Genomic DNA, 22,843 nt, shown 5'->3' with positions numbered 1-22,843 from the left:
GCTTGGTTGGCGTGAAGCCTGCAAGTGCTACGCCATTGATCTTGCGCAGTCATGGCACAGATCGACTGCGCGAATATGACTGCGAACTTTTTCGGCTGCGCCCCGGTCCATCCAGAGGCACGCCCCACAACAGGCAGGAACGAGTGATGGATAGTCCCTTTCAGACGCTGACCGACGCCTTTCAGGACCAATACCGCGTCAACTTCAGCGTTGAACGGCCCGACGGCAGCATCGTCCTTACCCTCTCCACCGAAGAGGGTGTGACCGCGCGCCGGCTGATCCGCAATCCCCAGCTGCAGGACCCGGAGCAACTCCAGCGCTTCATCCAGAGCATCCGGTTCGGCATCGCCATCGAGCAAGGCGGCACAGCGCCGCAGCTGCTGGCTGCCATGACGCGCGGCGATAACGGCCTGCCGATCGCGTCCTGACGTCTCCCTCCGCAAGAACTCCTTCCTTCAGAGCCATCTGACTGACGATTCATTGCGCCAGTCACCTGGCGCGCTGGCGCGCGCCAACAGGGCGTGCGCACCGCTTTGGGCCGCCCACCGATGCTGGCCAGATACAGGCACTTACCCTTCCTGCGTCTACGCTGCTGACAACGATTCGCACAGCAGCAGTAGCATTGCGCAATCACTTTACTGTATAAACAACCAGTAAATTTGCTCCCCCCAATCAAAGAGAAGGCACAGAGGTGATGAATGGCCGTCGAAGTGGTGTACCGCAGCAGCCGCGATCCGGAGCGCCTGTTCATGGATAAGGCAGAAGCCGACCGGCACGACAAGATGCTGGAACTGGCGGAAACGCTGGCCGAGGTACTGGAGAAGGCGGTGCCTTCGCTCAAGGAAGATCAGCTCGAGGAGATCGGCATCTTCATGGCCAAGAATCGCGACGCCTTCGCCCGGGCCTTCAAGAACCAGCCCGATGCGCTCAACGACATCTTCAGCGAGGGCGCCGCCGAGGAGTGACGTACGGCGGCACGAAGCTCAGTGCCCTGAATATTCCCCGTAGAGAATCCGCTCAGCCAGCTTGTCGGCCACCCGGGCCGGCGACAAGTGATCGGCCTGTGCGTGGGCATAGACTTCGGTCAGGCGCTCGGCGATACGAGACAGGTGCGCGGTAATGGTCGGCAGTGACTCGCCCTGGTGCTGCAGGGCCACGTAGATCAAGCCGCCGGAGTTGATCACGTAGTCCGGTGCATAGAGGATGCCCCTGCCCTCCAGTTCATCTGACACCTCAGGATGCGCCAGCTGATTATTGGCCGCTCCGGCGACGGCAGCACAGCGCAGGTGGCCCACTGTCTGAGAAGTCAGCACACCGCCCAACCCGCAGGGCGCAAGGATGTCGCAAGGGGTAGTGAGCAACGCTTCATTGGGCACCGGGCGCGCACCCAGTTGCTCCACGGCGAGCTGCACCTTGCCTGCGTCGATATCGCTGACCAGCAGTTCGGCGCCCGCCGCCGACAGATGTTCGGCCAGCGCATACCCCACGTTCCCCAGTCCCTGGATCGCTACGCGCAGCCCATCGAGATCATCACTGCCCAGGCGCGCCTGGGCGCTGGCGCGAATGCCGGCGAAAACGCCCAGAGCGGTATGCGGGGAAGGATCGCCACCGCTGGTGGTACTGGTGACATGGCGGGTGAACTGGGCGATGCAGTCCATGTCGGCGCTCGAGGTGCCGCTGTCTACCGCCGTGATGTACGCGCCGCCCAGGGAATCGATCGCGCGACCGAAGGCTTCGAAGAGTTCGCCGCGATTATTGACGTGCGGGGCGCGCAGGATCACCGCCTTGCCGCCGCCCTGGCGCAGGCCGGCCAACGCCGCCTTGTAGCTCATGCCCTGGGCCAGGCGCGCGGCGTCGCGCAGCGCGGCGTCATAACTGGGATAAGGAAGATAGCGACAGCCACCCAGCGCCGGCCCGAGTCGGGAGTTGTGGATGGCGATGATGGCCTTGAGTCCCGTGGCCGGGTCCTGGAAGAGATGCAGCGACTCGAGCCGGGTGGCTTCCATCATGTCGAACATGGCGGCGCTCCCTTGCTGTGGGTGGACAACGGTCCGTAGACGGACCTTCCTGAGTATAGGCAGCGCCTGTCACATCACCTTCACGGGCGACGACCGCACCACTGGACGAGCACCCATTGCTCCGGTTACAACCGCAGGGTCAGCCGGAGAACGCCATGGACCCGCGTCAAGCCTGCCTTGCCTGCCTTGCCCAGGACCCGCCAGCCCTGTTCGAAGCCGCTCTGTGGATCGCCACCGAGCACGAGCCGCACCTGCCGCCGGAACATGCGCTGCGGCTCTTCGACTCGCTCGCCCACCAGGTCGCAGTAGCGCTGCCCCAGGGCACCGGCGATGCGGAGCGTGCGCAGTTCCTGCTGCGCCGGTTGAGCGAACTGGGCTTTGCCGAGGATGACGAGTACCCATTGCACCCGCGCGCCGCCCTGCTCCCCCAGGTTCTGCAACGCCGCCACGGCCAACCGCTGTCATTGGCGCTGATCGCCCTGGAGATGGCGCGCCGCAATGGCATCACCCTGGTCGGCGTGAACTTTCCAGGCCGTTTCCTGCTACGGGTGCCCGGCGCCGACCACCTGCTCGACCCGGCCACCGGCCGCCGTCTTTATACCCGCGACTGCCGCGACCTGCTGGCTCGCCAGATGGGCGCCAGCGTCGAGCTGTCCGCCGAGCACCTGCGCACGGCCAGCGCTACCGATATGCTGCAGCGCCTGTCACGCAATCTGCGTCAACTGCACCTCGCTGCCGGGGAACCACTGGCGGCATTGAAGGATGCCCAGCGCGTGCTGGAACTGGGGCCGCCCAGCGCCAGCGATCACCTCGCGCGCGCCGACCTCTACCACGTGCTGGACTGCCCGCAGGCGGAACGCTACGACCTCGAACGGGCCATGCTGCTCAGCGAAGATGCCGCCGAGCAGATGCGCCTGGCCCAGCGCCTGGCTGACATCAGCGTGCCACCCAAGGCACTGCACTGACGCCTCAGACCTTCAGCAACCCCAGCTCCTTCGCCCGCGCCACCGCCTGGGTGCGCCGCTCCACGCCGAGTTTGCCGTTGATCCGGCGCGCATGGGTCTTCACCGTGTGCAGGGAGATGTACAGCCGCTCGCCGATTTCCAGGTTCGAACAGCCACGGGCGATCAATTCCAGTACCGACAGCTCACGCAGGCTCAGCAGGTTGTGCGGGGCCATCTCGCCGGCATGCGGGCGCAGACCGAACAGGCCCGGCTGGCGGCGCTGGGTGTCGCGCAGGGTGGAGAGCAGGCCGAAACGCTGGGCCAGGGCAACGCCCTCGTCCAGCGCGCTGCGCGCCTCGTCCAGGCTGCCGGCGATGAAATGTACTTCGGCCAGCGCCAGCCAGACGTCGCAGGCCAGGGTGTTGCGCCCCTGGCGCAGCAGGTCCGGCAACATTGCCAGCAGCCTCTGCTGCGCGGCATCCACGTCGCCGTCGTAGAGTTCGGCCAGCGCCAGGTGGTGTTCGACCCGCAGGATCTGGTCCGGCGCCGCCGCCGGCGGGCAGAGGGAGTCGGTACGGTAGCGCGCGGCCACGCGTTGCAGGACTTCCCGCGCCGGGCCCGCCCGGTTCTGCCGCAGGTTCAACGCGCCGCTGGCGAGCAGCAGCGGGCCGCGGTAGATGGGTTCCGGCACATGCTGCAGCTGCATCAGCCGCTCGACCTCCAGCAGGCGACTGAAGGCGCCGTCGGTGTCGCCGTCCAGCGCATCCAGCCAGGCCATGCCGGTGAAACCGTAGATCGAGCTCGGGTCCTGGCTGCGGCGGGTTTCGTTCAACCCGGCAATGAACAGTTCGCGGGCCTCGTCGTCACGCCCCTGGCGCAGGCACAGCCAGCCGCGGCGCAGGGCGACACGGCCAGCCATGGCGTTGCAGGTGATGCGCATCTCGTCGAGGTATTCCTGCACCCGCGCCAGCAGCGCATCGGCGCGCTGCAGTTCGCCGCGTTGCTCCAGCCACTGGGCGCGATCCAGTTCCAGCAGCGCTTCGAACGTGGTGCTACCTTGCAGGCGCGCTCGCCGCAGCGCCTCGCGGTTGATCAGCCGAGCCTCGGCCAGGCGCCCTTCGGCCTGGGCCTGCTGAGTCAGCGCGGACAGGCAGATCAGGGTCTGCGCCCAGGCTTCCTCCGGCAGGTGCGCCAACGCCTCGCGCAGTTGCTCGCGGGAGCCACGCAGGCCACGGGCATGGGTGAGCATGCCGTTGAGCCCTTGCCACTGGGCGATCAGCGCACGCTGGCGGTGCTCGCCGGGCATCGGCAGGAAACGATCGAAACCGGTCAGCAGCGCTTCCACGTCATCCAGGCGGCCGACGAACAACAGGGTCCAGGCGTTGAGGATGAGCAGGCGCGGGGTGCTGCACAGCAGTTCCTCGGGCAGCGACTCGCGCAATTGCAGCACACGCTCGACATTGCGACCGTGCAAGAGCTGCTCTTCGGTCAGGCGCTGCAGCAGGCTGGCGGAAACATCCGGCTGCTCGGCGTACAGGGAATGCTCGAAAGCCGAGTGGATCTCCCCGCACTGGGTAAACCACTGGCAGGCGCGCCGATGCAGGGTCGCCGCCGGCCAGCGTGACAGGCTGGCCAGCGCCGTCGCGAGCATGGGCGCCACCTGGAACCAGTGCTGGGTGTTGTCCACCGCCTCGATCAGCACGCCCCAGGCTTGCAGGCCGTCCAGGCCAAGGCCGGGCTCATCGAACAGGTAATCGCAGAGCTCGCGGTTGAAGCGAGCGATCTGCGCGAGGCCACAGAGCGTCTCCGCCAGCTCCGCCGGCAGGCTCGCCAGAACTTCGCGTTGCAGGTAATCCTGCAGCAGGCCATTGCCGGTCTCGGCGACCTGGGTAGCGCAAGGCGCGATGGGCTCATTGCCCAGGCTGAGCAGGCGAAGGCGCACGCCGGCGAACCAGCCATGGGTCGCGTCCTGCAGCGCCTGGCGCTGGGCCTGGGGCCACTCCAGGCCAGCGGTCTGCAGGTAGGCGTCCAGCTCGCCCTGGGTCAGGGCCAGGCTGCTGGCGCCCAGCTCCAGCAGCTCGCCTTCAAGCAGCAGGCGGGTCAGGTTGCAGGCCGGGCGACGGCGGCTGGCCAGCCACCAGCCGATCAGCGGAGAGGCCACGGCAAGCAGGCGGTCGAAGCAGTCGTCGAGAGCGGCATCGGGTGCGCGGGGATAGTCATCGAGCATCAGCCAGACCGGCTCGCTGGCGTTTTCCAGCCAGCTCGCCAGTGCCGCCTCGCCGGCCCAGGGCACGCCCAGCGCCTCGCCCAGCCGCTCGCAGAACTGCTCCGGCAACAACGCACGGCCCCCGAGGCCCAGCCAAACCACGCGAGTTCCCGCCGGTGCCAGGCGTGCGCATTCGCTCATCAGCACCGTCTTGCCGCAACCAGGCGGCGCCACCAGCAGGCGCAGGCGGCACTCGGTGGCACTTAGGCTGGCATGCAGCCGTTCGCGGGGCAGGTGCTGGCGGGGCAGGCGAGGCAGCGCCGCGCTGTGCTGGGCGATTGTCGACATGGGCTTCTTCCGGCCATTTGCAGGCCAGACTATGCCGCTGGGCAGAGCGGGCAAAGGACCATCAGCCAGATTCATGGGGCGGTATAGCGCAGACTGCGCTCAGGCCCGAAGTAGAGGGCGCGCCGCTTGGCCGGAGCACAAAAAAAGAAACCCGGCATCCACGAGGGATGCCGGGGCCAAGGAGCGGAGTGTTACTTCAGCGAACGCCGGTGTTACGCAGTGCCGCCGGAGTGAAGTCGGCCATGCTGGCCTTCTGGCCAAACTGATAGCCGCGCTTCTCTTCGTTGTTCAGGCCGAAGGTGACATAGCGGCCGGCGAGGATGTCGTACAGCGATTCGGCGGCGTAGCCAGTGGCGAGTTCGGTGTAGAAGGTCATCTCGTGGCCTTCACCGACGCGCCACAGCTGGCCGCGACCGTCGTACAGCTCGGATACCGCGATCTGCCAGCTGTCCTCGTCGAGGTAGAAGTGGCGCTGGCCGTAGATGTTGCGCTCGCCGGATTTCAGGGTACCCACCACTTCCCACACGCGGTGCAGTTCGTAACGGGTCAGGTCCTGGTTGATGTGGCCCGGCTTGACGATGTCGTCGTACTTGAGCTCCGGCGAGTTCAGGCGGTAGCTGTTGTACGGGATGTACATCTCGCGCTTGCCCACCAGTTTCCAGTCGTAACGGTCCGGGGCGCCGGAGAACATGTCGTAGTTGTCCGAGGTGCGCAGGCCGTCCGAGGCGGTGCCCGGGCCGTCGTACGCAACCTGTGGGGCGCGGCGAACGCGGCGCTGGCCGGCGTTGTAGATCCACGCCAGGCGCGGCTCCTTCACCTGGTCCAGGGTCTCGTGCACCAGCAGGACGTTACCGGCCAGGCGCGCCGGCGCTGTTACCTGCTGCTTGAAGTAGGTGAGGATGTTGCCGGTCTTGCTGACATCCTGGTCACCCATGTTCTGCGGCACCGCGATCGATTCCTCGAAGCGGATCGGCGTGTAGCTGCCGTTGGTCTGCGGCACGACCTGCACCACCGAGCGGGAGATGTTGCCGCCGTGGTAGCGGGTCAGGTGGTTCCACAGCGCCTGCACGCCGTTCTTGGGCAGCGGGAAGGCGTAGTAGCGGCTCTTCTCGAAGTTCTCCAGGCCGTTGCCGTCATTGATCGGCTGGACGAATTCGGCGCTGCGCTTGACGGCGGCGTAGATGTCGTCGGGCAGCGCGAAGGTGCGGTGGGTCTTGTAAACCGGGATCTTGTAGGTATCCGGGTAGCGCTTGAACATCGCCAGCTGGCCGGCGGAGAGCTTGTCCTTGTACTGGTCGGCGTTCTGCGCGGTGATGGTGAACAGCGGCTTCTCGTCGGCGAAGGGGTTGGAAAGGAAACCCTTGGCGTCAAGCTTGCCGGCGGTGCGGGAGATGCCGCCGGTCCAGGCCGGGATACTGCCGTCGGCGTTGCCTTCCTTCTGCGAGCCCATGGGCGTCAGGGTCGTGCCCAGCTTGGCCACTTCGTCGGCGGACACCGCAGCCATCACGCCACAGGACAGCAGGCTCAGGGCCAGCGCGCCGCATTGGAGGATTCTTGTCGTTCTCATGTCGATTCCTTGAGCAGGCAGGTCAGAAGTTCACGCCGAAGCTGAGCGACAGGAAGTCCCGGTCGACGATGGTGTTGTAATCGCCGCCGAAGAAGTTCGTGTAGTTCAGACTCGCGGTGTAGGTGTTCTGGTAGTCCGCATCGATGCCGACGCTGGCCGCCTTGCTGCCTTCGTTGAAGACCGGGCCGTAACCGTGCACGTCGTGGGACCAGGCGATGTTCGGCTTGAGGTTCACCCCGGCGAAGACGTTGTTGTAGTCCCAGATGGCGCGGGCGCGATAACCCCAGGAGGACGAGGTGTAGAAGCCGCCGCTGCCGTACTCGTTACGCGCGGTGGCGTTCTCCGGGACGCCGTAGACGGAGTCGCGGCCATAGCGCTCGCCGACTTCATCGGTCATGCCGCCAACGTAGGTCATGCCCACCTCGCCCACCAGGGTGACGCGGTCCGCGCCCATGGTCTGGTCGAAGAAGTGGGTAAAGGTGGTCTGCGCCTGGGTCACTTCCTTGCGCACATAGCCGTGGCTGATGCGGCCGGCCTGGGCCAGCGCACCGGCAGCGCCACCGCTGGTGAAGCCGCCGACCACGGTAGTGGCGAGCAACGGCGTCATGTCGGTGGTATTGAGCTGCAGCGGCATGTTCGGCCGGTAGCTGATCTCGCCGTTCCACGCGGTGCCGGTGGGCAGGGTGGTGGAGAAGCTCAGGCCGTACAGGCGGATGTCTTCGGGGTATTCCAGGAAGTAGTTGCCACGCCCCAGCAGCAACGGCTGGGCAAGCGCTGCGCCGCCGGGCACGGAGAGCGCACGCAGAACGTTGCCGATGTCGGCGGTGCCGGCGTTCTTCATGCTCACGATGGGCGTGCGGCTGTGGTAGTTCATGGCGTAAGCGCCGTACTCCACATCGCTGCCCAGCCAGCGCAGGGCCAGGCCCCACTGGCCGGAGTCACGTGCGTCGCGGTCGGCGCCGCGCGGCACCATCAGGCCTTCGGGGGTGACGGTGACGCCCAGGGAATTGAGCAGCGCCTTGGTCGCCGGGGCGTTCAGCGCGTTGACCGTGGCCGGGTCGAGGATGTTGTAGTTGGTCTTGCAACCGTCGGCCGCCACGTCGGTGGTGGAGAAGAAGGTGCCGCAGTTGTCGAGCACCGTCTGGTCCCACTCCAGCTGGTAGAAACCTTCGACGGACAGGCTGTCGGTCAGGCTCTGCGACAGGTAGAGCATGTTCACCGGGATCAGGCCTTCCTTGATTTCTGAACCCGGACGGCGGAAGGCGGAGACGTCGATGGGGTTGATGGTGTTGATGCTGTTGCCGATGAAGGTGCTCTCACCCCAGCTCACCACCTGCTTGCCCAGGCGCACGGTGCCGGGCATGTCGGCGATCGCGTAGTTGTAGTAGCCGAAGGCGTCGAGCAACTGGGCGCCGGAAGCCTTGGCGCCTTCCTTGCGGCCGTCGTCCGAAAGGTCCTTGAAGGCGACGCCTTCGTCCTTCAGACGGAAGTCATACCAGTACTTGCCCCGGGTGAAGACACCGAAGTCCCCGTACTTCAGCTCCAGGTCGTGGATGCCCTTGAAGATCTTCGAGAAGGTATGGCCCTTGCGGAAGTTCTGCCGGCCATCGTCGTTGGTCTGGGTCATGCCGTGGCCGCCGTTGGCGGCCCCGATCAGGTCCTCTTTCGGACTCTGGGTACTCCAGCTGGCCCCCACGGACAGACTGGAATCGAACTGACCCTCGATTTCCCCGATATTGAAGTTGATTGCCTGAGCCTGGGTGGCGCATCCCAGGGCGACAGCGGTGGCGAGAAGTTGCGGTTGGAAGAATCCGCGCCTTGTTTTTGTTGTCATGCGGCTCTCCTGACGGTGTCTAGGTGGCCTTACCCTACTGAGCGACCTGACGGGGAGTAAGCGCTCCAAGGTGGTATTTGGCGTGTCGCCCGAAAGAGTGAATCCCCCCTCTGCCATGGGCTCTGGCGGGCGATATTGGCGCAGGCGATGACGGATCATCGAGACGATGGATAGTGCCTTGCACCCGGCAGGTGCTTTGCCACTACCCGAGAAGCGCCGTCTGGGGCATCCTTAGCCCCCTATGCATGCCATCGACCAACGCCCGACCGACAGCCACCTCACCGAGCAGACCCGCGAGGTGGTGCTGCGCTACCACCAGTGCTGGAAGCACCGCGACCTCGAAGCGGTGCTCGCGCTGTATCACCCGCAGGTGCAGTACAACGACTTCTTCCAGAACCGCACCCTGGGCTACACCGACCTGCGCGACTACGTGCAGGCCACCATGCCCAGCCGCCCGGAAGAGTTCCTCGACCACATCGACCGCATCCGCGTAGACGGCGACACCGCCTTCATCCAGTACCGCATCGCGGTCACCCTGAGCGGCCGCCTGGCGACCTTCCACTCCAGCGAAGCGATCACCGTGCGCGACGGCCTGATCTGGCGCATCAACGAATATGCTTCGGTCGTGCGCGAAGGCGGCGAAAGCCGTCCACAGACCATCGACCCGCGCCCAGCCACCAGCCGCCTGGGCCTCTCGCCGCGCCAGCTCAGCCAGTTGGCCAGCGACCTGGAAGACTACTTCAGCAAGAGCCAGCCGTACCTGGCGCCGGACCTGGACCTGACCCAGGTGGCCACGGCCACCGGCTACACGCGCAACCAGATTTCCTACCTGCTCAACCAGGTGATGGGGCTGAGCTTCTACCAGTACGTCAACCAGACCCGCCTGACCCACCTGCTCAGCCAGTTGCGCCCGCCGCTGCCTTCGCGCATCGACGAACTGGCCTTCTCCGCCGGCTTCAACTCGCTCTCGGCCTTCTATCGCTGCTTCCGCCAGCAGACCGGCCAATCCCCCCGCGAGTATCTGAAACGCCTGCGCGAAGAACAGGAACCAGCCTGACCCGCCCCTGCCGGCGGGTACGCGAGCAATCCTCGCGTACCCGCGCGCACGACAGAACCCCGCGCCAAATCTAGGCTTGCCGACATTCCCCCTTCTTCCTTTTGGAGTCGTCTATGTCGGCATGGCGTCATATCAGTCTGTGGATGAACCAGCTGGACGATGATCTCGTCCCGCGGCCATCCCTGCAGGGCACCCTGGACGTCGATGTGGCCATCGCCGGCGCCGGTTACACCGGTTTGTGGACTGCCTATTACCTGAAGCTGCGCGCGCCGCAGCTGAAGATCGCCATCGTCGAGGCAGAGACCGCCGGCTTCGGCGCATCCGGTCGTAACGGCGGCTGGCTGATGGGCAACATGCTCGGCGAAGACCGCCTGCTCGCCGGCCTGTCGCCCGAGCAGCGCCGCGCGTCCTACGACCTGCTGCACGACATCCCCGATGAAGTGGCCCGCGTCCTCGACCGCGAAGGCATCGACTGCGACTACCGCAAGGCTGGCGTGCTCTACACCGCCGCGCGCTACCCGGAGCAGGAAACCCGTCTGCGCGACTACCTCAAGCATCTGCACAGCGAAGGCCTGACCGAGGACGACTACCGCTGGCTGAGCAAGAGCGAGCTGGCCGAACAGCTGCGCATTCCCAGTGCGCTGGGCGCCATCCACACTCCGCACTGCGCCACCATCGACCCGGCCAAGCTGGTACGCGGTCTGGCCCGCGCGGTTGAGCGCCAGGGTACGCAGATTTTCGAGAAGAGCCGCGTCACGCATTGGGCACCCGGCCTGCTGCGTACCGAACAGGGTGAACTGAAGGCGCAATGGGTGGTGCCGGCCATCGAAGGCTACGCCGCCGACCTGCCCCCGCTGGGCAACTACCAGCTACCGGTGCAGAGCCTGCTGGTAGCCACCGAGCCGCTACCCGAATCGGTCTGGGCGGAAATCGGCCTGGACAAGGGCCAGGCCTTCAGCGAATTCAGCCGCCAGGTCACCTATGGCCAGCGCACCCCGGATAACCGCCTGGCCTTCGGCGCCCGTGGCGGCTACCGCTTCGGCGGCAAGTTGCGCAACGACTTCAGCCTGACCAATGATGAAGTGGAGCTGCGCCGCTACCTGTTCAGCGAACTGTTCCCGCAATTGAAGGACGTACGCATCACCCACACCTGGGGCGGCAACCTGGGCATGTCGCGGCGCTTCCACCCGCACATGCTGATCGACCGTCGCAACGGCATCGCCCTCGCCGGCGGCTACGGCGGTGAAGGCGTCGGCGCCACCAACCTGGGCGGCCGCACGCTGGCCGACCTGATCCTCGGCCAGGACAGCGCCCTCACCCGCCAGCCTTGGGTCATCAATGACCGCAGCGTGCAGGACGGCCTGCGCGGCTGGGAGCCGGAACCCTGCCGCTGGCTGGGCTACAACGCCATCATCCGCAGCTTCGTCCACGAGGACGATGTGCTGGCCAACCCGAACAGCGCGCCCTGGCGCCGCCGGCTGGCGGAGAAGGTCGCCGCGACCATGGAAAACCTGATGACCTGGAAGGTCGGCTGAGCCGCCGGCCCTACCCCTGGATAGAAAGCCCCCACTGGAGCCCCGTATGAAACTGACCCACCTGAAAGACACCCTGCACGCTCAACTCGGTGAAGCCAACCCGGTCGCCGTGCCCCTGGGCGAGCCGATTTCCGAGACCCGCGTGGAGTCCATCGAGCGTCCGGACGGCGTGGAAACCGGCATCTGGGAATGCACCCCCGGCCGCTGGCGCCGCCAGATCGTCGAGCAGGAGTTCTGCCACTTCATCTCCGGCCGCGGCACCTTCACCCCGGACGGCGGCGAGCCGATCGCCTTCCAGGCCGGCGACGCCTTCCTGCTGCCGCAGAACAGCCTCGGTATCTGGGACATCCAGGAAACCACGCGCAAGACCTACGTGATCATCGAGCGCGATTGACCTGCTCTTCGTAGGAGCGAGCTTGCTCGCGAACCAGATTCACTGGCAGCGCCAGCGCTGGGCAAATTCGCGAGCAAGCTCGCTCCTACGGTCACAACGTCACTTCGATCAAAACTCCCCGTGCCGCCCTTGCCCACCGGCAAACCGCTTCGCCCCGTCTACCGTCTCACCGCTTTCGATCACCGCCATTCCACCCTGGAATTCGTTGGCCAACGCCACGTCGAACGACAGCTCCCATTGCGCGAACACGCTAGCCCGATCGGCCAGCATGCAACGCTGCGGAAAGTCGGCGATCTCCCGCGCCAGCTCTTCCGCCGCCTCCAGCGCCGTGCCGCTGGCCACCACGCGGTTGGCCAGGCCCATGGCGAAGGCTTCCTGTGCGCCTACCGGGCGGCCGGTGAGAATCAGGTCCAGCGCCCTGCCCTGGCCGACGATCCGTGGCAAACGCACAGTGCCGCCATCGATCAGCGGCACGCCGAAGCGTCGGCAGAAGACTCCGCAGACCGCGTCCTCGGCCATCACCCGCAAGTCCGCCAGCAGCGCCAGCTCCAGGCCGCCAGCCACGGCGTAGCCCTCGATGGCTGCGATCAACGGCTTGGACAACTGCATCCGGCTCGGCCCCATGGGTGCGTCGCCTTCAGTCTCCAGCCGGTTGCGCCGTTCGCCGCCCTCCGCCAATGCCCCCAGATCAGCGCCGGCACAGAAGTTCCCGCCGGCACCGGTGAGCACCGCGACGCGGGCTTCCTCGTCCTGTTCGAACTCGCGCAGGGCATCGGCCAACGCCTGGGCAGTGGGCAGGTCCACGGCGTTACGCACCGCAGGGCGGGCGATGACCAGGGTGGTCACCGGACCGTTCTTCTGGATTATCACGCTCATGGCGAACTCCTCGAACCTGGAAGCGGAAAAGTGAAGGGCCGGCATTGAGCCGGCCCTTTCACCTTACTGCGTTCACCGCCCCGGAACAGCCCCGCTGGCCGTTCCGCCGGTCAGGCTGACCGGATCAGCTGACGTATTTCTGCAGGTTCGCCATCATTTCGCGCAGCGCCTCGACGTTGTCCTTCGGATGCGCGGCATTCTCGAAGTCGCAGATCTGCGCAAAATTGGCCGCCACGTCCTCGACGCTGAAGCCCTTGCGCGGGTCGAAGCCCACGCCCAGGCTGCGCTCCCAGCGCACCTTGCCGATCCAGCCGCCACCTACTTCGAACAGGCCGGAGGTTTCCTGGCAGGCCTCGCTGCCCAGGTACACCACCAGCGGGCTGACCAGCTCGGGCTTGAGCTGCTCGAACACCTGCGGCGGGATCAGGCCTTCAGTCATGCGGGTGCCGCCAGTGGGGGCGATCGCGTTGACGAAGATGCTGTTCTTGCGGCCTTCGATGGCCAGGTTGCGGGTCAGGCCGTAGAGACCGAGCTTGGCCATGCCGTAGTTGCTCTGGCCGAAGTTGCCGTAGATGCCGGAGGTGGACGAGGTGAAGATCACCCGGCCATAGCCCTGCTCGCGCATGAACGGCCAGGCGGCACGGGTCACCTTGTAGGCGCCCTCGACGTGGACCTTGTAGACCAGGTCCCAGTCGGCGTCTTCCATCTTGTGGAAAGTCTTGTCGCGCAGGATGCCTGCGTTGTTCACCACCACGTCGATGCGGCCGAATTCCTCGACGGCCTGGCGCACGATCTTCTCGCCGTCGGTCACCGAGTCGTGGTTGGCGATGGCGGTGCCACCAGCCTCGCGGATTTCAGCGACCACCCGGTCGGCGGCCGAGGCATTGGCGCCTTCGCCATGGGTGCTGCCGCCCAGGTCGTTTACCACCACCTTGGCGCCGTACTTGGCGAACAGCAGGGCGTGGGCACGGCCGATGCCGCCACCGGCGCCGGTAACGATCACGACTTTTCCGTCGAAGTGCAGGGCATCACTCATGTTTGGGGCTCCAGACAGGATGGTTTTTCATCAAGTGTCCGGCAGTCACGATCCGGTCACAACCAAGACGACCGCGGCTGAATGGTGCCCGATAAGGCCAGGGGATGATCCGTCAGCGCATGGGCATGTTCAGATTGCCGCGCGGGCCGAGCTTGAACAGCCACCAGTCGTATTCGCTCCAGAACAACACCAGCCCCACCGCCGCAAGCAGCGCCAACGCAGCGCCAGCAGCAGGCGCCCAGTGCTGCAGGAGCCAGGCGTAGTAACAGCCGGCCGCGCCGGCCGCCAGCAGCAGCAACAGCAGCGGAATGGCGATCCAGATGAAATCCTGGCGCATGTGCAGCAACACCCGATAGCGCAGCGAGCCTTGCGGCTGGCGGACGGGAATGACGGATCTGAGTGGCATGGCAGCGGCCTCCGGCGGAACAAAGCCGGGGAAGCTACCGCTGCCACTCAGAGGCTGCCTATCAGCCAGTTCCGAATCTGCGGGCGGATCAGTCCGTACCTACTCGGCACGATCCTGTCGGAAGGCCAGGTAGTGCTGCAGTACCTGCTCCGGCGCCTCGACCTGCGGGTAATGGCCGATCCCGGGCAACTCCACCGTATCAGGGCGCGGTATCAGTTCGCGATAGCGCACCACCATGTGCGCGCCGGAGATCGGGTCCTCCGGGCCGTCGATCAGCCGCAGCGGCACTTCGGTACGCTGCATCGCCCCGACCCAACGCTCGCGATGCTCGCGGCGGTCGAGGATGTAGTGGATCAACCGGTGCATCACCTTCGGCCCGTCGTTGTGGCGGATCAGCTCCCAGAAGCTGTCCAGCTCCGCTTCGGACGGTTGGGTGCCAGGGCCGAACACCTTGGCGAAGTTCTGCGCCAAGCGCTTGCGGTCGAACAGCCGGCCGAACAGTGAACCCAGCGGACTCAGCAGCAGCTTCTGCGACAACACCGCACGATGGGTCTCCGGGAACAGCCCGCCATTGAGGAAGGCCAGCGAAGCCAGCTTGAAAGCGCCCTCCTCGTGCCGCGCCAGCAGCTCCTGGCCGACGCTGTTGCCGTAGTCGTGTACCAGCAGGTGCACCGGTTCCTGCACACCCAGGTGCTCCAGCAGCGCCTGCTGCAGGTCGGCCTGTTCGAGGATGCGGTAGTCGTGGCCCCTGGGTTTGGCGGAGTCGCCGAAGCCGAGCATGTCGCAGGCGATAACCCGGTAGCGCTCGGCCAGTGGCTGCCAGAGGTAGTGCCAGTCCCAGGATGCCGTGGGGAATCCGTGGATCAACAGCAGCGGAGCGCCGCTGCCGGCACTCCAGTAGCGAATCGGGTGGCCACGGAAGGTAAAGTCGCAGCCCTGCGCGCGCCAGGCGCGCAGGGTGATGCCGGCCAGCGCCATCAGTCGCGGTAGCCGGGGTTCTGCAGGTCCAGCTTGCGCAGCAGTGCCGGCCAGGCCAGCGCGCCGCCCATGCCCTGCTTGCTCTTGGTGACGGCTGCAGCCATGGCGCGGGCGCCATCGAGGATCTGCTGCGGGATCATGATCAGCTCGGCGCCGCCGCCCTGGGCCAGCACCTGGATCTCGCAGGCGCGCTGCAGGGTGAACATCATCAGGAAGGTATCGGCAATGGTCGCGGAGCAGGTCAGCAGACCGTGGTTGGGCAGGATCATGAAGTTGGCTTCGCCCAGGTCGGCCTGCAGGCGCGCCTTCTCGTCATGGTTCAGCGCAACACCTTCGTAGCCGTGGTAGGCGAGGCTGGAGAGGACGAACAGCGACTGCTGGGAAATCGGCAGCAGGCCCTGCTTCTGCGCGGACACGGCGATACCGGCAGCGGTATGGGTATGCAGGACGCAGGCGACGTCGTGGCGTACATCATGGATGGCGCTGTGGATGGTGTAGCCGGCCGGGTTGATGTCGTAGGGGCTGTCCATCAGCTTCTTGCCCGAGGCATCCACCTTCACCAGGCTCGACGCGGTGATCTCGTGGAACATCATGCCGTAGGGGTTGATCAGGAAATCCTCGGTGCCGGGGACCTTGGCCGAGATATGGGTAAAGATCAGGTCGTCCCAGCCCTGCAGGGCGATCAGGCGGTAGCAGGCGGCGAGGTCCACGCGGGTCTGCCATTCGGCGGCGGAGACCTGGTCCTTGACGTTCACGGTGGGCAGCGGATGAGCGGCGTGCATGGTCGGTAGCCTCTTCGTTGTTGTTGTTCGATGGCGCAGTCTAGTCAGCAGCACGGCGAAGCGACTGTCACGGAACTGACAGTTGCCTCTGTCACTGTCTGGCGAATGTTCCCCCATAAGCGCGGACCGATGAGCCGCCTTGCGCAGCGAGTCTCACCACCTATAGTGGGCGAAGTTGCACTGAGCGGCGCCAGCTGGACCCGGCGCGCCGGCAACTCCTTCCAAAGGCGCTATCCAGACAGTGCGGCAGCCAGATCGCACGTCCGGGCTGGCGGAAGCGTGCCTGTTTAGCGCCCTGCCCCCGACGCCTTATCCGGCGCTTGCGGCCTACCTGGAAACATTTCGCAATATCTTTGGCAACATTCCGCAGTAGTACCTGGGAGTCGGGAGGAGACTCCAGTTCGGCCAACGAGGCAGCCGACGTGAAACGAACCGCCATCATGCAGCCCTACTTCTTTCCTTACCTGGGCTACTTCAGCCTGATCAAGCACACCGACCTGTTCGTCCTGTTCGACACCGTGCAGTACATCCATCACGGCTGGATCGAGCGCAACCGCATCCTCAAGCAGCAGGACGGCTGGCTGTACATCCGCGTGCCGCGGATCAAGCACCACCGCGAGACACTGATCAAGGACGTGCGCCTGGACAACAGCCAGGACTGGCGGCGCAGCCTGTTCTCGCAGTTGGACGTGTACCGCAAGGTGGCCCCTTACTACCGCGATGTGCGGGAGATGATCGCCGCCTCCCTGGACCATCCGTTCGAGGACATCGTCTCGCTGAACAAGACCACCCTGGAGGCGACCTGCGCCTACCTGGGCTTCCCCCGGCAGATGCCGGTCCTTTCGCGCATGGACCTGCCGATGGAGCGCCCGAAAGCGCCGGACGAATGGGCGCTGAACATCTGCAAGGCACTGGGCAGCGTGGAGGAATACTGGAACCCGCCGGGTGGGCAGAGCTTCTTCGACCGCCGCAAGTACGACGCCGCCGGGCTGACGCTGCGCTTCCAGGAGCCCAAGCTGGTGCCCTACGAACAGAAGCGGCCGACCTTCGAGGCCGGCCTGTCGATCATCGACGTGATGATGTTCAACTCCCCCGCCGACACCTCGCGCATGCTCGATGCCTACGAGCTCAGCTGAGCCCTACAGGCACCAGGCCAGGACCGGGGCCATCAGCAGGTTGAACAGCCCGGTCAGCACCATCAGCAGCCCCGCCGCCGAACCTTCCTCACCACCGAACTCGTAAGCCCGACTGGTGCCCGCGCCGTGGGCGCCAACGCCCAGCAGCGCGCCACGAGCCAGGGCGGAGCGCAGGTGCAGCATCTTCATCAATACGCCGCCGATCAGCGCACCGAATACCCCAGTGATCATCACGAAAGCGGCAGTCAGCGCCGGCACGCCGCCCAGGTCGTGGGACATCTCCATGGCAAAGGGCGTGGTGATCGAGCGCGGAATCAGCGACAGCGTCACCTGGCCATCCAGCGCCAGCGCGTGGGCCAGCGCCCAGGAGCTGCCGATGGCCATGGTCGAGCCGGCCAGCATGCCGGTCAGCAGCGCCGGCCAATGGCGCGCAAGCAAGGCGCGCTGCTGCCAGATCGGAATGGCGAACGCCACGGTAGCCGGGCCGAGCAGCGCCACCAGCCAGCTGGTGTCACGGGCGTAGTCGGCGTAACGGGCCTGCATCGGGATCGCCAGGGCGAACAGCAGCACCGGCACGAACACGATGGGCGACAGCCAGTACTGCTGGAAACGGCGGTAGAGGGTACGGCTGAGCAGGTAGCCGCCCAGGGTCACGGCCAACCAGAACAGCGCCTGCTTATCGAGGCTCATGGCGCGAACTCCTGTTGCACATCCATTCCACCGCCAGGGCAGTGGAGAGCATCACCATCACGGTACTGGCGGTGATCACCAGCAGAATCTTCCAGCCTTCGCTGCGCAGCAGCGGGCCATAATCCAGCAGGCTCATCAGCGCGGGGATGAAGAACAGCAGCATCTCCGCCAGCAACAGGCCTGCGCCGCCCTGCAACAGCGTCGGGCGGATCGCCCCGCAGGCGAACAGCACCAGCAGCAGTGCCAGGCCGATCACCCCGCCGGGTAGCGGCAGCCCGGTGAGCGTGGCGATCCAGCCCCCCACCCACCAGAAGGCGGCGAGGACGGCGAGTTCGAAAATCAGGCGGGCGGCGCGGCGGAACATGGCGGCGATCTCAATGCGTTGAGTGGGTGAAGAAATCGGTTGGGAATGGCGCAAAGCCTACTCCCGCGCCTATCATCCCCAAAGCGAATAGATCGAATCGGAGCCATTCCAGAATGGAATTCAAGCAGCTGCGCACCTTCGCCGAAGTCGTGCGCCACGGCAGTTTCACCCAGGCGGCGGTGCACCTGAACGCCAGCCAGTCGGCGGTCAGCAAACAAGTCGCGCAGCTGGAGCAGAGCCTGCGCGTACAACTGCTGGAGCGCAGCGGCCCGCACATCCGCCTGACGGCCGCCGGCGAAGTGGTACTGCGCCGCGCCGAAGACATGTTGCGCCTGCGCCGCGAGCTGCATACCGAGCTGGACGACCTCACCCACCTGCACCGCGGCGAGCTGCGCCTTGGGTTACCGCTGCTGGGCGCCGACGCGCTGTTCGCCGGGCGCTTCGCCGAGTACCGGCGGCGCTACCCGAACATCGACGTGCACCTGATCGAGGGCGGCAGCAAGACCATGGAGGAAATGGTCCGTAGCGGCGAACTGGAACTGGGCGGCGGCCTCACGCCGGACGAGCCCGGCTTCGACTGGCAGCCGTTCTGCAACGAGCCCCTGGACGTCCTTTTGCCGGCCGATCATCCGCTGGCAACGCGGGAAAGCCTGGAGCTGGTGGAACTGTCCGACACGCCCTTCCTGCTCTATCAGCAGAGCTTCACCCTCAACGACCGTCTGCTGCGCGCCTGCCGCGAAGCCGGATTCGAACCGAAAGAAGGGGGGCGCAGCGGACAGGCGGACTTCCTCGGCGCATTGGTCGCTGCCGGCCAGGGCGCGGTACTGCTGCCTCGCGTGGTAGCGAAGGACCTGGAGCGGCCCGGTCTGGTCCGCGTACTGCTGAGCCAACCGGACCTGCGCTGGGACATCAGTTTCATCTGGCGGCGCGACGCCTACTTGTCGAACGCAGCGAAGGCCTGGCTGGCGCTGATGATCGAGATGCCGTTGCATCCGGAGTGAAACCGGTTCGCGAGCAAGCTCGCTCCTACGAAGAGCGCGCGGCACAGACCTGTAGGAGCGAGCTTGCTCGCGAAGCTCTTCAGAGCAGTTGCGGAAACTCGCCGGCCAGCTTCGGCCATTCCCGCTGCGCCTGCTCATCATCGGCAAGCAACTGGAACCCTGCGAACTCGAACGCCGGCGACACGGTACACCCCACCAGCACGTAATCCCCCAGGCAGCGCGCGGCCTGCCAGGCGTAAGCGGGCACAGCACGTTGCGGCAGACTGCCCTCGCCCACCGGGCCGAGCGTTTCGATGCGCACGGCGGACTCCGGAGCGTCGGCGATCAGCAACTCCAGTGGCGAGCCCTCGTGGAAGTGCCAGAGCTCGTCGGCATCCACGCGGTGCCAGCGGCTGACGGTTCCCGCCGGCAGGAGGAACAGGATGGCCGACGATTGCGGCCGGCCATCGGCGCCCTTCAGCCCGGACTCGAACACACGCCGGTAGAAGCCGCCCTCGGGGTGCGGGGCGAGCTGCAGCGTGTCGATGAGCTGGCGAGCGCGGGGATGCATCAGGCCTTCAGCGCGGCGATGAAGTCGGCCAGCCACGGCTCGGAGTCGGTCTCCTGGTCCACGGTCTCGCTGCCGTCCAGGCGCAGCATCGGCACCACTTCCCGTACGCCCAGCTCGACGAACAGTTCACGCACCTGCTCGCCACCACCGCAGTAGGTGTCGCCATAGCTGGAATCGCCCAGCGCCAGCACGCCGCCGGGGCAACCGCGCCATTGCGCGGGCAGGCGATCACGGATGGCATGGAACAGCGGCTGGAAACTGTCCGGCAGATCGCCCATGCCGGTGGTGGCGGTCACCACCAGGAAAGCTTCGGGAGCGAACTCGACCATGGCGTCCAGTGTGGCGCGCGGGTCGTACCAGGCTTCGAGGCCGGCGGCTTCGAGCAAACGCTTGGCGTGACGGGCGACTTCTTCGGCGGTGCCGTAGACCGATCCGGACAGGATGGCGACTTTCATGTTCACTCCCACAAGGCAAGACAAGGCCGCCCATTATGCCCCATCCGTGCCGCACCGCGCCGGGGCTGGTATAGTTTTGCCCTACCCGGCCGCTCGGACATTGTCCACCGCGGCGCTTCCCCTGTGGATTTTCGCGAGGCGCGCATGGGCCAGACCCCAGCCCCCATCCTGATCACCGGCGCCAGCCAGCGCATCGGCCTGCATTGCGCGAAACGCCTGCTGCAAGACGGCCAGCCGGTCATCGCGACCTATCGCCAGGAAAAACCCGGCATCGCCGAGCTGTGCGAACTGGGCGCCACCTGCCTGCACGCCGAACTGGCCGACGAGGCCGGCATCCTGGCCTTCATCGACGAGCTGAAATCCCGTACCGACCGACTGCGCGCGATCATCCACAACGCCTCGGCGTGGATCGCCGAGCAGCCCGGCGAAGAGGCGCAGGCCTTCGAATCGCTGTTCCGCGTGCACATGCTCGCGCCCTACCTGATCAACCTGCGCTGCGCTGAACTGCTCGAGCGCGACGCCGCCGGGCGCAGCGCCCCGGCCGACATCATCCACCTCAGCGACGACGTCGCCCGCAAGGGCAGCGCCAACCGCATCGCCTACTGCGCCAGCAAGGCCGGCCTGGACAACCTCACCCTGTCCTTCGCCGCCAGCCTCGCACCGCGCATCAAGGTCAACGGCATCGCGCCGGCACTGATCATGTTCAATCCCGGCGACGACGCCGAGTACCGCGCCCGCACCCTGGCGAAATCCGCCATGGGCATCGAGCCCGGCCCGGACGTGATCTACCAGAGCGTGCGCTACCTGCTCGACAGCCCCTACGTGACCGGCACCACCCTGACCGTCAACGGCGGCCGGCACCTCAAATGACCCGCCCGGTGCGGGCACGAGGAACTCCCACCATGATCGAAGACCTGTCTCACCACTACCGTGAGATTCTCCTCGGGCTCGGCGAAGACCCGACCCGCGAGGGCCTGCTGGACACCCCCAAGCGCGCGGCCAAGGCCATGCAGTACCTCTGCCACGGCTACGCGCAGACGCTGGACGAGATCGTCAACGGCGCGCTGTTCGCCTCGGACAATGACGAAATGGTCATCGTCAAGGACATCGAGCTCTACTCGCTGTGCGAACATCACCTGCTGCCCTTCATCGGCAAGGCCCATGTGGCGTACATTCCCACCGGCAAGGTGCTGGGCCTGTCGAAAGTGGCGCGCATCGTTGACATGTTCGCGCGCCGCCTGCAGATCCAGGAAAGCCTGACCCGGCAGATCGCCGAGGCGGTCCAGCAGGTCACCAGCGCCGCCGGCGTGGCCGTGGTGATCGAAGCGCAGCACATGTGCATGATGATGCGCGGGGTGGAGAAGCAGAACTCGGTGATGAACACCTCGGTGATGCTCGGCGCCTTCCGCGAATCGACCAATACCCGCCAGGAATTCCTGCAACTGATCGGACGGAGCAAGTGAAATGACGCAACTGCAGCCGGGCATGGCGCGGATCCGGGTCAAGGACCTGCGCGTACGCACCTACATCGGCATCAAGGAAGAGGAAATCCTCAACAAGCAGGATGTGCTGATCAACCTCACCATCCTCTACCCGGCCGGCGACGCGGTGCAGGTCAACGACATCGACCACGCGCTGAACTACCGCACCATCACCAAGGCGATCATTGCCCACGTCGAGGAAAACCGCTTCGCCCTGCTCGAGCGCCTCACCCAGGAGCTGCTCGACCTGGTGATGGCCAACCCGGCGGTACATTACGCCGAAGTGGAAGTGGACAAGCCCCACGCCCTGCGCTTCGCCGAATCGGTGTCCATCGCCCTCGCCGCGCAACGCTGAAGGCCAACCAAGCACCTGCACGCCCGTGCCAGTCGGCCAACGGGCGTTGCTGGCAGATCGCCCGCCTCTTAGAATCTCGCCAGCCCCGCCATGCGCCTCTGAAGCGCCTTTGTTGAGAGACCTGCCATGACCGAGCCGATGAACCTGACCGACGAGCAGCGCACGGCGCTCGAAGCCGCCGCGTTCCGCACCCTGGTGCAGCACCTGCGTACCCGCAAGGACGTGCAGAACATCGATCTGATGAATCTTGCCGGGTTCTGTCGCAACTGCCTGTCCAAGTGGTACAAGGCAGCGGCCGACGACATGGGCCTGGAAGTCAGCCCGGACCAGGCCCGCGAAGAGATCTACGGCATGCCTTACGCCGAATGGAAGGCCAAGTACCAGACGGAAGCGACCCCTGCCCAGCAGACGGCCTTCGATAACGCGAAGAAACACTAAGAGTTTGCCTTGATGACCCTCACCGATTTTCGCGTGCGCCTGCGCAGCGAGCAGCACCTGTTCACCGACACCCTGGCGTACATCGCCGAGCACTACAGCTACAGCCCCAGCGCCTTCACCAACGGCAGCGTGGAAAACCCCGCCGGGCAGAACGAAGGCTCCTGCAAGACCCTGGGCTTCGCCATTCTCGAAGGCCTGAGCCAGGAAGAGAGCCTGCTGGCGTTCGGCGAGCACTACCGCGCCGTGCGCGAGCACCCCGAAGGCACCGATCACGCCAACATCCGCGCCCTGCAGGTAACTGGCCTGGCCGGCGTCAACTTCGAGCGCCAGCCGCTGTCGCGTCGCGGTTGAGGCGACTCGCTCGATGAAAAAGCCCCGCCGATGCGGGGCTT

At 65.8% G+C, this 22,843-nt stretch carries 26 protein-coding genes; 13 read left to right on the top strand and 13 right to left on the bottom strand.

The window, feature by feature from the left end; all coding sequences use genetic code 11:
• The first annotated feature begins 146 nt into the window (after positions 1-146).
• Together G4G71_RS08760 and G4G71_RS08755 are read left to right on the top strand one after the other, a co-directional pair.
• Complete coding sequence (locus G4G71_RS08760; RefSeq protein WP_054910115.1) at positions 147-428, top strand: DUF3509 domain-containing protein; 282 nt, start codon at positions 147-149, stop codon at positions 426-428.
• Between the two features lie 270 nt (positions 429-698).
• A complete protein-coding gene (locus tag G4G71_RS08755) occupies positions 699-965 on the top strand; it encodes a YebG family protein (protein ID WP_024762711.1) in 267 nt (88 codons plus the stop codon).
• An 18-nt stretch (positions 966-983) separates the two neighbouring features.
• Here the strand turns inward: G4G71_RS08755 and G4G71_RS08750 are convergent, their stop codons facing one another.
• The gene (locus tag G4G71_RS08750; protein ID WP_169936860.1) at positions 984-2,018 is read right to left on the bottom strand and encodes a Glu/Leu/Phe/Val dehydrogenase family protein; all 1,035 of its coding nucleotides are present in this window, start codon (positions 2,016-2,018) and stop codon (positions 984-986) included.
• A 155-nt stretch (positions 2,019-2,173) separates the two neighbouring features.
• On the opposite strand from G4G71_RS08750, the gene G4G71_RS08745 reads away from it, so the two are divergent.
• Positions 2,174-2,983 carry a SirB1 family protein gene (locus G4G71_RS08745; protein WP_169936858.1) on the top strand — a complete coding sequence of 270 codons (810 nt, stop codon included), beginning with the start codon at positions 2,174-2,176 and terminating at the stop codon, positions 2,981-2,983.
• Positions 2,984-2,987: 4 nt separating this feature from the next.
• Here G4G71_RS08745 and G4G71_RS08740 read toward each other — a convergent pair whose 3' ends face one another.
• The 3 genes from G4G71_RS08740 to G4G71_RS08730 all read right to left on the bottom strand — a co-directional run bounded on the left by G4G71_RS08740 (position 2,988) and on the right by G4G71_RS08730 (position 8,917).
• Entirely contained in the window at positions 2,988-5,516 is a 2,529-nt protein-coding gene (locus G4G71_RS08740; RefSeq protein WP_169936856.1) for a LuxR C-terminal-related transcriptional regulator, read from the bottom strand.
• Between the two features lie 196 nt (positions 5,517-5,712).
• Positions 5,713-7,083, bottom strand: coding sequence for a DUF1329 domain-containing protein (locus tag G4G71_RS08735; RefSeq protein WP_169936854.1), 1,371 nt, complete (start codon positions 7,081-7,083; stop codon positions 5,713-5,715).
• A gap of 22 nt (positions 7,084-7,105) precedes the next feature.
• A complete protein-coding gene (locus G4G71_RS08730; protein WP_169936852.1) occupies positions 7,106-8,917 on the bottom strand; it encodes a DUF1302 domain-containing protein in 1,812 nt (603 codons plus the stop codon).
• Between the two features lie 304 nt (positions 8,918-9,221).
• On the opposite strand from G4G71_RS08730, the gene G4G71_RS08725 reads away from it, so the two are divergent.
• The 3 genes from G4G71_RS08725 to G4G71_RS08715 all read left to right on the top strand — a co-directional run bounded on the left by G4G71_RS08725 (position 9,222) and on the right by G4G71_RS08715 (position 11,903).
• Positions 9,222-9,974: an AraC family transcriptional regulator gene (locus tag G4G71_RS08725; protein ID WP_420826007.1), complete on the top strand. Its 753-nt coding sequence runs from the start codon at positions 9,222-9,224 to the stop codon at positions 9,972-9,974.
• Between the two features lie 113 nt (positions 9,975-10,087).
• Entirely contained in the window at positions 10,088-11,509 is a 1,422-nt protein-coding gene (locus tag G4G71_RS08720) for an NAD(P)/FAD-dependent oxidoreductase (protein WP_054910122.1), read from the top strand.
• A 46-nt stretch (positions 11,510-11,555) separates the two neighbouring features.
• The gene (locus G4G71_RS08715; protein WP_045210828.1) at positions 11,556-11,903 is read left to right on the top strand and encodes a cupin domain-containing protein; all 348 of its coding nucleotides are present in this window, start codon (positions 11,556-11,558) and stop codon (positions 11,901-11,903) included.
• A 108-nt stretch (positions 11,904-12,011) separates the two neighbouring features.
• On the opposite strand, the gene G4G71_RS08710 is transcribed toward G4G71_RS08715, so the two are convergent.
• From G4G71_RS08710 to G4G71_RS08690, 5 genes are all read right to left on the bottom strand, one after another.
• Complete coding sequence (locus G4G71_RS08710) at positions 12,012-12,779, bottom strand: crotonase/enoyl-CoA hydratase family protein (protein WP_169936847.1); 768 nt, start codon at positions 12,777-12,779, stop codon at positions 12,012-12,014.
• Positions 12,780-12,903: 124 nt separating this feature from the next.
• Entirely contained in the window at positions 12,904-13,815 is a 912-nt protein-coding gene (locus tag G4G71_RS08705; RefSeq protein WP_169936845.1) for an SDR family oxidoreductase, read from the bottom strand.
• A gap of 112 nt (positions 13,816-13,927) precedes the next feature.
• Positions 13,928-14,221 carry a hypothetical protein gene (locus G4G71_RS08700; protein WP_169936843.1) on the bottom strand — a complete coding sequence of 98 codons (294 nt, stop codon included), beginning with the start codon at positions 14,219-14,221 and terminating at the stop codon, positions 13,928-13,930.
• Positions 14,222-14,320: 99 nt separating this feature from the next.
• Positions 14,321-15,199, bottom strand: coding sequence for an alpha/beta fold hydrolase (locus G4G71_RS08695; RefSeq protein WP_169936841.1), 879 nt, complete (start codon positions 15,197-15,199; stop codon positions 14,321-14,323).
• A complete protein-coding gene (locus G4G71_RS08690) occupies positions 15,199-15,981 on the bottom strand; it encodes a class II aldolase/adducin family protein (protein WP_024762699.1) in 783 nt (260 codons plus the stop codon). Before G4G71_RS08690 ends, G4G71_RS08695 begins: the two co-directional genes overlap by 1 nt.
• A gap of 422 nt (positions 15,982-16,403) precedes the next feature.
• Here G4G71_RS08690 and G4G71_RS08685 point away from each other — a divergent pair, with 422 nt between their 5' ends.
• Positions 16,404-17,117 carry a WbqC family protein gene (locus tag G4G71_RS08685; RefSeq protein ID WP_024762698.1) on the top strand — a complete coding sequence of 238 codons (714 nt, stop codon included), beginning with the start codon at positions 16,404-16,406 and terminating at the stop codon, positions 17,115-17,117.
• 3 nt (positions 17,118-17,120) lie between these two features.
• On the opposite strand, the gene G4G71_RS08680 is transcribed toward G4G71_RS08685, so the two are convergent.
• Positions 17,121-17,807: an LrgB family protein gene (locus G4G71_RS08680; RefSeq protein ID WP_064979867.1), complete on the bottom strand. Its 687-nt coding sequence runs from the start codon at positions 17,805-17,807 to the stop codon at positions 17,121-17,123.
• Entirely contained in the window at positions 17,794-18,171 is a 378-nt protein-coding gene (locus G4G71_RS08675) for a CidA/LrgA family protein (RefSeq protein WP_169936839.1), read from the bottom strand. The genes G4G71_RS08680 and G4G71_RS08675 overlap by 14 nt, the downstream gene beginning before the upstream one ends.
• Before the next feature lie 113 nt (positions 18,172-18,284).
• On the opposite strand from G4G71_RS08675, the gene G4G71_RS08670 reads away from it, so the two are divergent.
• The gene (locus G4G71_RS08670; protein ID WP_169936837.1) at positions 18,285-19,172 is read left to right on the top strand and encodes a LysR family transcriptional regulator; all 888 of its coding nucleotides are present in this window, start codon (positions 18,285-18,287) and stop codon (positions 19,170-19,172) included.
• 79 nt (positions 19,173-19,251) lie between these two features.
• Here the strand turns inward: G4G71_RS08670 and G4G71_RS08665 are convergent, their stop codons facing one another.
• A complete protein-coding gene (locus G4G71_RS08665; RefSeq protein ID WP_169936835.1) occupies positions 19,252-19,722 on the bottom strand; it encodes a cupin domain-containing protein in 471 nt (156 codons plus the stop codon).
• Positions 19,722-20,177: a flavodoxin gene (locus G4G71_RS08660; protein WP_169936833.1), complete on the bottom strand. Its 456-nt coding sequence runs from the start codon at positions 20,175-20,177 to the stop codon at positions 19,722-19,724. Before G4G71_RS08660 ends, G4G71_RS08665 begins: the two co-directional genes overlap by 1 nt.
• Before the next feature lie 144 nt (positions 20,178-20,321).
• Between G4G71_RS08660 and folM the strand changes: the two genes are divergently transcribed.
• From folM to G4G71_RS08635, 5 genes are all read left to right on the top strand, one after another.
• A complete protein-coding gene (folM, locus tag G4G71_RS08655) occupies positions 20,322-21,047 on the top strand; it encodes a dihydromonapterin reductase (RefSeq protein ID WP_169936831.1) in 726 nt (241 codons plus the stop codon).
• Positions 21,048-21,079: 32 nt separating this feature from the next.
• Complete coding sequence (folE, locus tag G4G71_RS08650) at positions 21,080-21,640, top strand: GTP cyclohydrolase I FolE (RefSeq protein WP_054908683.1); 561 nt, start codon at positions 21,080-21,082, stop codon at positions 21,638-21,640.
• A 1-nt stretch (position 21,641) separates the two neighbouring features.
• Positions 21,642-22,013: a dihydroneopterin triphosphate 2'-epimerase gene (folX, locus tag G4G71_RS08645; RefSeq protein ID WP_081516251.1), complete on the top strand. Its 372-nt coding sequence runs from the start codon at positions 21,642-21,644 to the stop codon at positions 22,011-22,013.
• A gap of 126 nt (positions 22,014-22,139) precedes the next feature.
• The gene (locus G4G71_RS08640) at positions 22,140-22,451 is read left to right on the top strand and encodes a DUF1244 domain-containing protein (protein ID WP_054908682.1); all 312 of its coding nucleotides are present in this window, start codon (positions 22,140-22,142) and stop codon (positions 22,449-22,451) included.
• 12 nt (positions 22,452-22,463) lie between these two features.
• Positions 22,464-22,802 carry a HopJ type III effector protein gene (locus tag G4G71_RS08635; RefSeq protein ID WP_024762690.1) on the top strand — a complete coding sequence of 113 codons (339 nt, stop codon included), beginning with the start codon at positions 22,464-22,466 and terminating at the stop codon, positions 22,800-22,802.
• Positions 22,803-22,843: the final 41 nt, after the last annotated feature.

The organism is Pseudomonas multiresinivorans (genome assembly GCF_012971725.1).
GTDB lineage: Bacteria > Pseudomonadota > Gammaproteobacteria > Pseudomonadales > Pseudomonadaceae > Pseudomonas > Pseudomonas multiresinivorans.
The sequence above is the reverse complement of the archived record's forward strand: the minus strand, read 5'-3'. Positions and strand labels throughout refer to the sequence as shown.

Coding starts and splice junctions, on each gene's coding strand:
- G4G71_RS08755 (WP_024762711.1), top strand. CDS start 699: ATGGCCGTCGAAGTGGTGTACCGCAGCAGCCGCGATCCGGAGCGCCTG.
- G4G71_RS08735 (WP_169936854.1), bottom strand. CDS start 7,083: ATGAGAACGACAAGAATCCTCCAATGCGGCGCGCTGGCCCTGAGCCTG.
- G4G71_RS08695 (WP_169936841.1), bottom strand. CDS start 15,199: ATGGCGCTGGCCGGCATCACCCTGCGCGCCTGGCGCGCGCAGGGCTGC.
- G4G71_RS08675 (WP_169936839.1), bottom strand. CDS start 18,171: ATGTTCCGCCGCGCCGCCCGCCTGATTTTCGAACTCGCCGTCCTCGCC.
- G4G71_RS08705 (WP_169936845.1), bottom strand. CDS start 13,815: ATGAGTGATGCCCTGCACTTCGACGGAAAAGTCGTGATCGTTACCGGC.
- G4G71_RS08700 (WP_169936843.1), bottom strand. CDS start 14,221: ATGCCACTCAGATCCGTCATTCCCGTCCGCCAGCCGCAAGGCTCGCTG.
- G4G71_RS08750 (WP_169936860.1), bottom strand. CDS start 2,018: ATGTTCGACATGATGGAAGCCACCCGGCTCGAGTCGCTGCATCTCTTC.
- G4G71_RS08635 (WP_024762690.1), top strand. CDS start 22,464: ATGACCCTCACCGATTTTCGCGTGCGCCTGCGCAGCGAGCAGCACCTG.
- G4G71_RS08665 (WP_169936835.1), bottom strand. CDS start 19,722: ATGCATCCCCGCGCTCGCCAGCTCATCGACACGCTGCAGCTCGCCCCG.
- G4G71_RS08710 (WP_169936847.1), bottom strand. CDS start 12,779: ATGAGCGTGATAATCCAGAAGAACGGTCCGGTGACCACCCTGGTCATC.
- G4G71_RS08760 (WP_054910115.1), top strand. CDS start 147: ATGGATAGTCCCTTTCAGACGCTGACCGACGCCTTTCAGGACCAATAC.
- G4G71_RS08720 (WP_054910122.1), top strand. CDS start 10,088: ATGTCGGCATGGCGTCATATCAGTCTGTGGATGAACCAGCTGGACGAT.
- folX (WP_081516251.1), top strand. CDS start 21,642: ATGACGCAACTGCAGCCGGGCATGGCGCGGATCCGGGTCAAGGACCTG.
- G4G71_RS08680 (WP_064979867.1), bottom strand. CDS start 17,807: ATGAGCCTCGATAAGCAGGCGCTGTTCTGGTTGGCCGTGACCCTGGGC.
- G4G71_RS08670 (WP_169936837.1), top strand. CDS start 18,285: ATGGAATTCAAGCAGCTGCGCACCTTCGCCGAAGTCGTGCGCCACGGC.
- G4G71_RS08730 (WP_169936852.1), bottom strand. CDS start 8,917: ATGACAACAAAAACAAGGCGCGGATTCTTCCAACCGCAACTTCTCGCC.
- G4G71_RS08740 (WP_169936856.1), bottom strand. CDS start 5,516: ATGTCGACAATCGCCCAGCACAGCGCGGCGCTGCCTCGCCTGCCCCGC.
- G4G71_RS08690 (WP_024762699.1), bottom strand. CDS start 15,981: ATGCACGCCGCTCATCCGCTGCCCACCGTGAACGTCAAGGACCAGGTC.
- folE (WP_054908683.1), top strand. CDS start 21,080: ATGATCGAAGACCTGTCTCACCACTACCGTGAGATTCTCCTCGGGCTC.
- G4G71_RS08745 (WP_169936858.1), top strand. CDS start 2,174: ATGGACCCGCGTCAAGCCTGCCTTGCCTGCCTTGCCCAGGACCCGCCA.
- G4G71_RS08715 (WP_045210828.1), top strand. CDS start 11,556: ATGAAACTGACCCACCTGAAAGACACCCTGCACGCTCAACTCGGTGAA.
- folM (WP_169936831.1), top strand. CDS start 20,322: ATGGGCCAGACCCCAGCCCCCATCCTGATCACCGGCGCCAGCCAGCGC.
- G4G71_RS08640 (WP_054908682.1), top strand. CDS start 22,140: ATGACCGAGCCGATGAACCTGACCGACGAGCAGCGCACGGCGCTCGAA.
- G4G71_RS08660 (WP_169936833.1), bottom strand. CDS start 20,177: ATGAAAGTCGCCATCCTGTCCGGATCGGTCTACGGCACCGCCGAAGAA.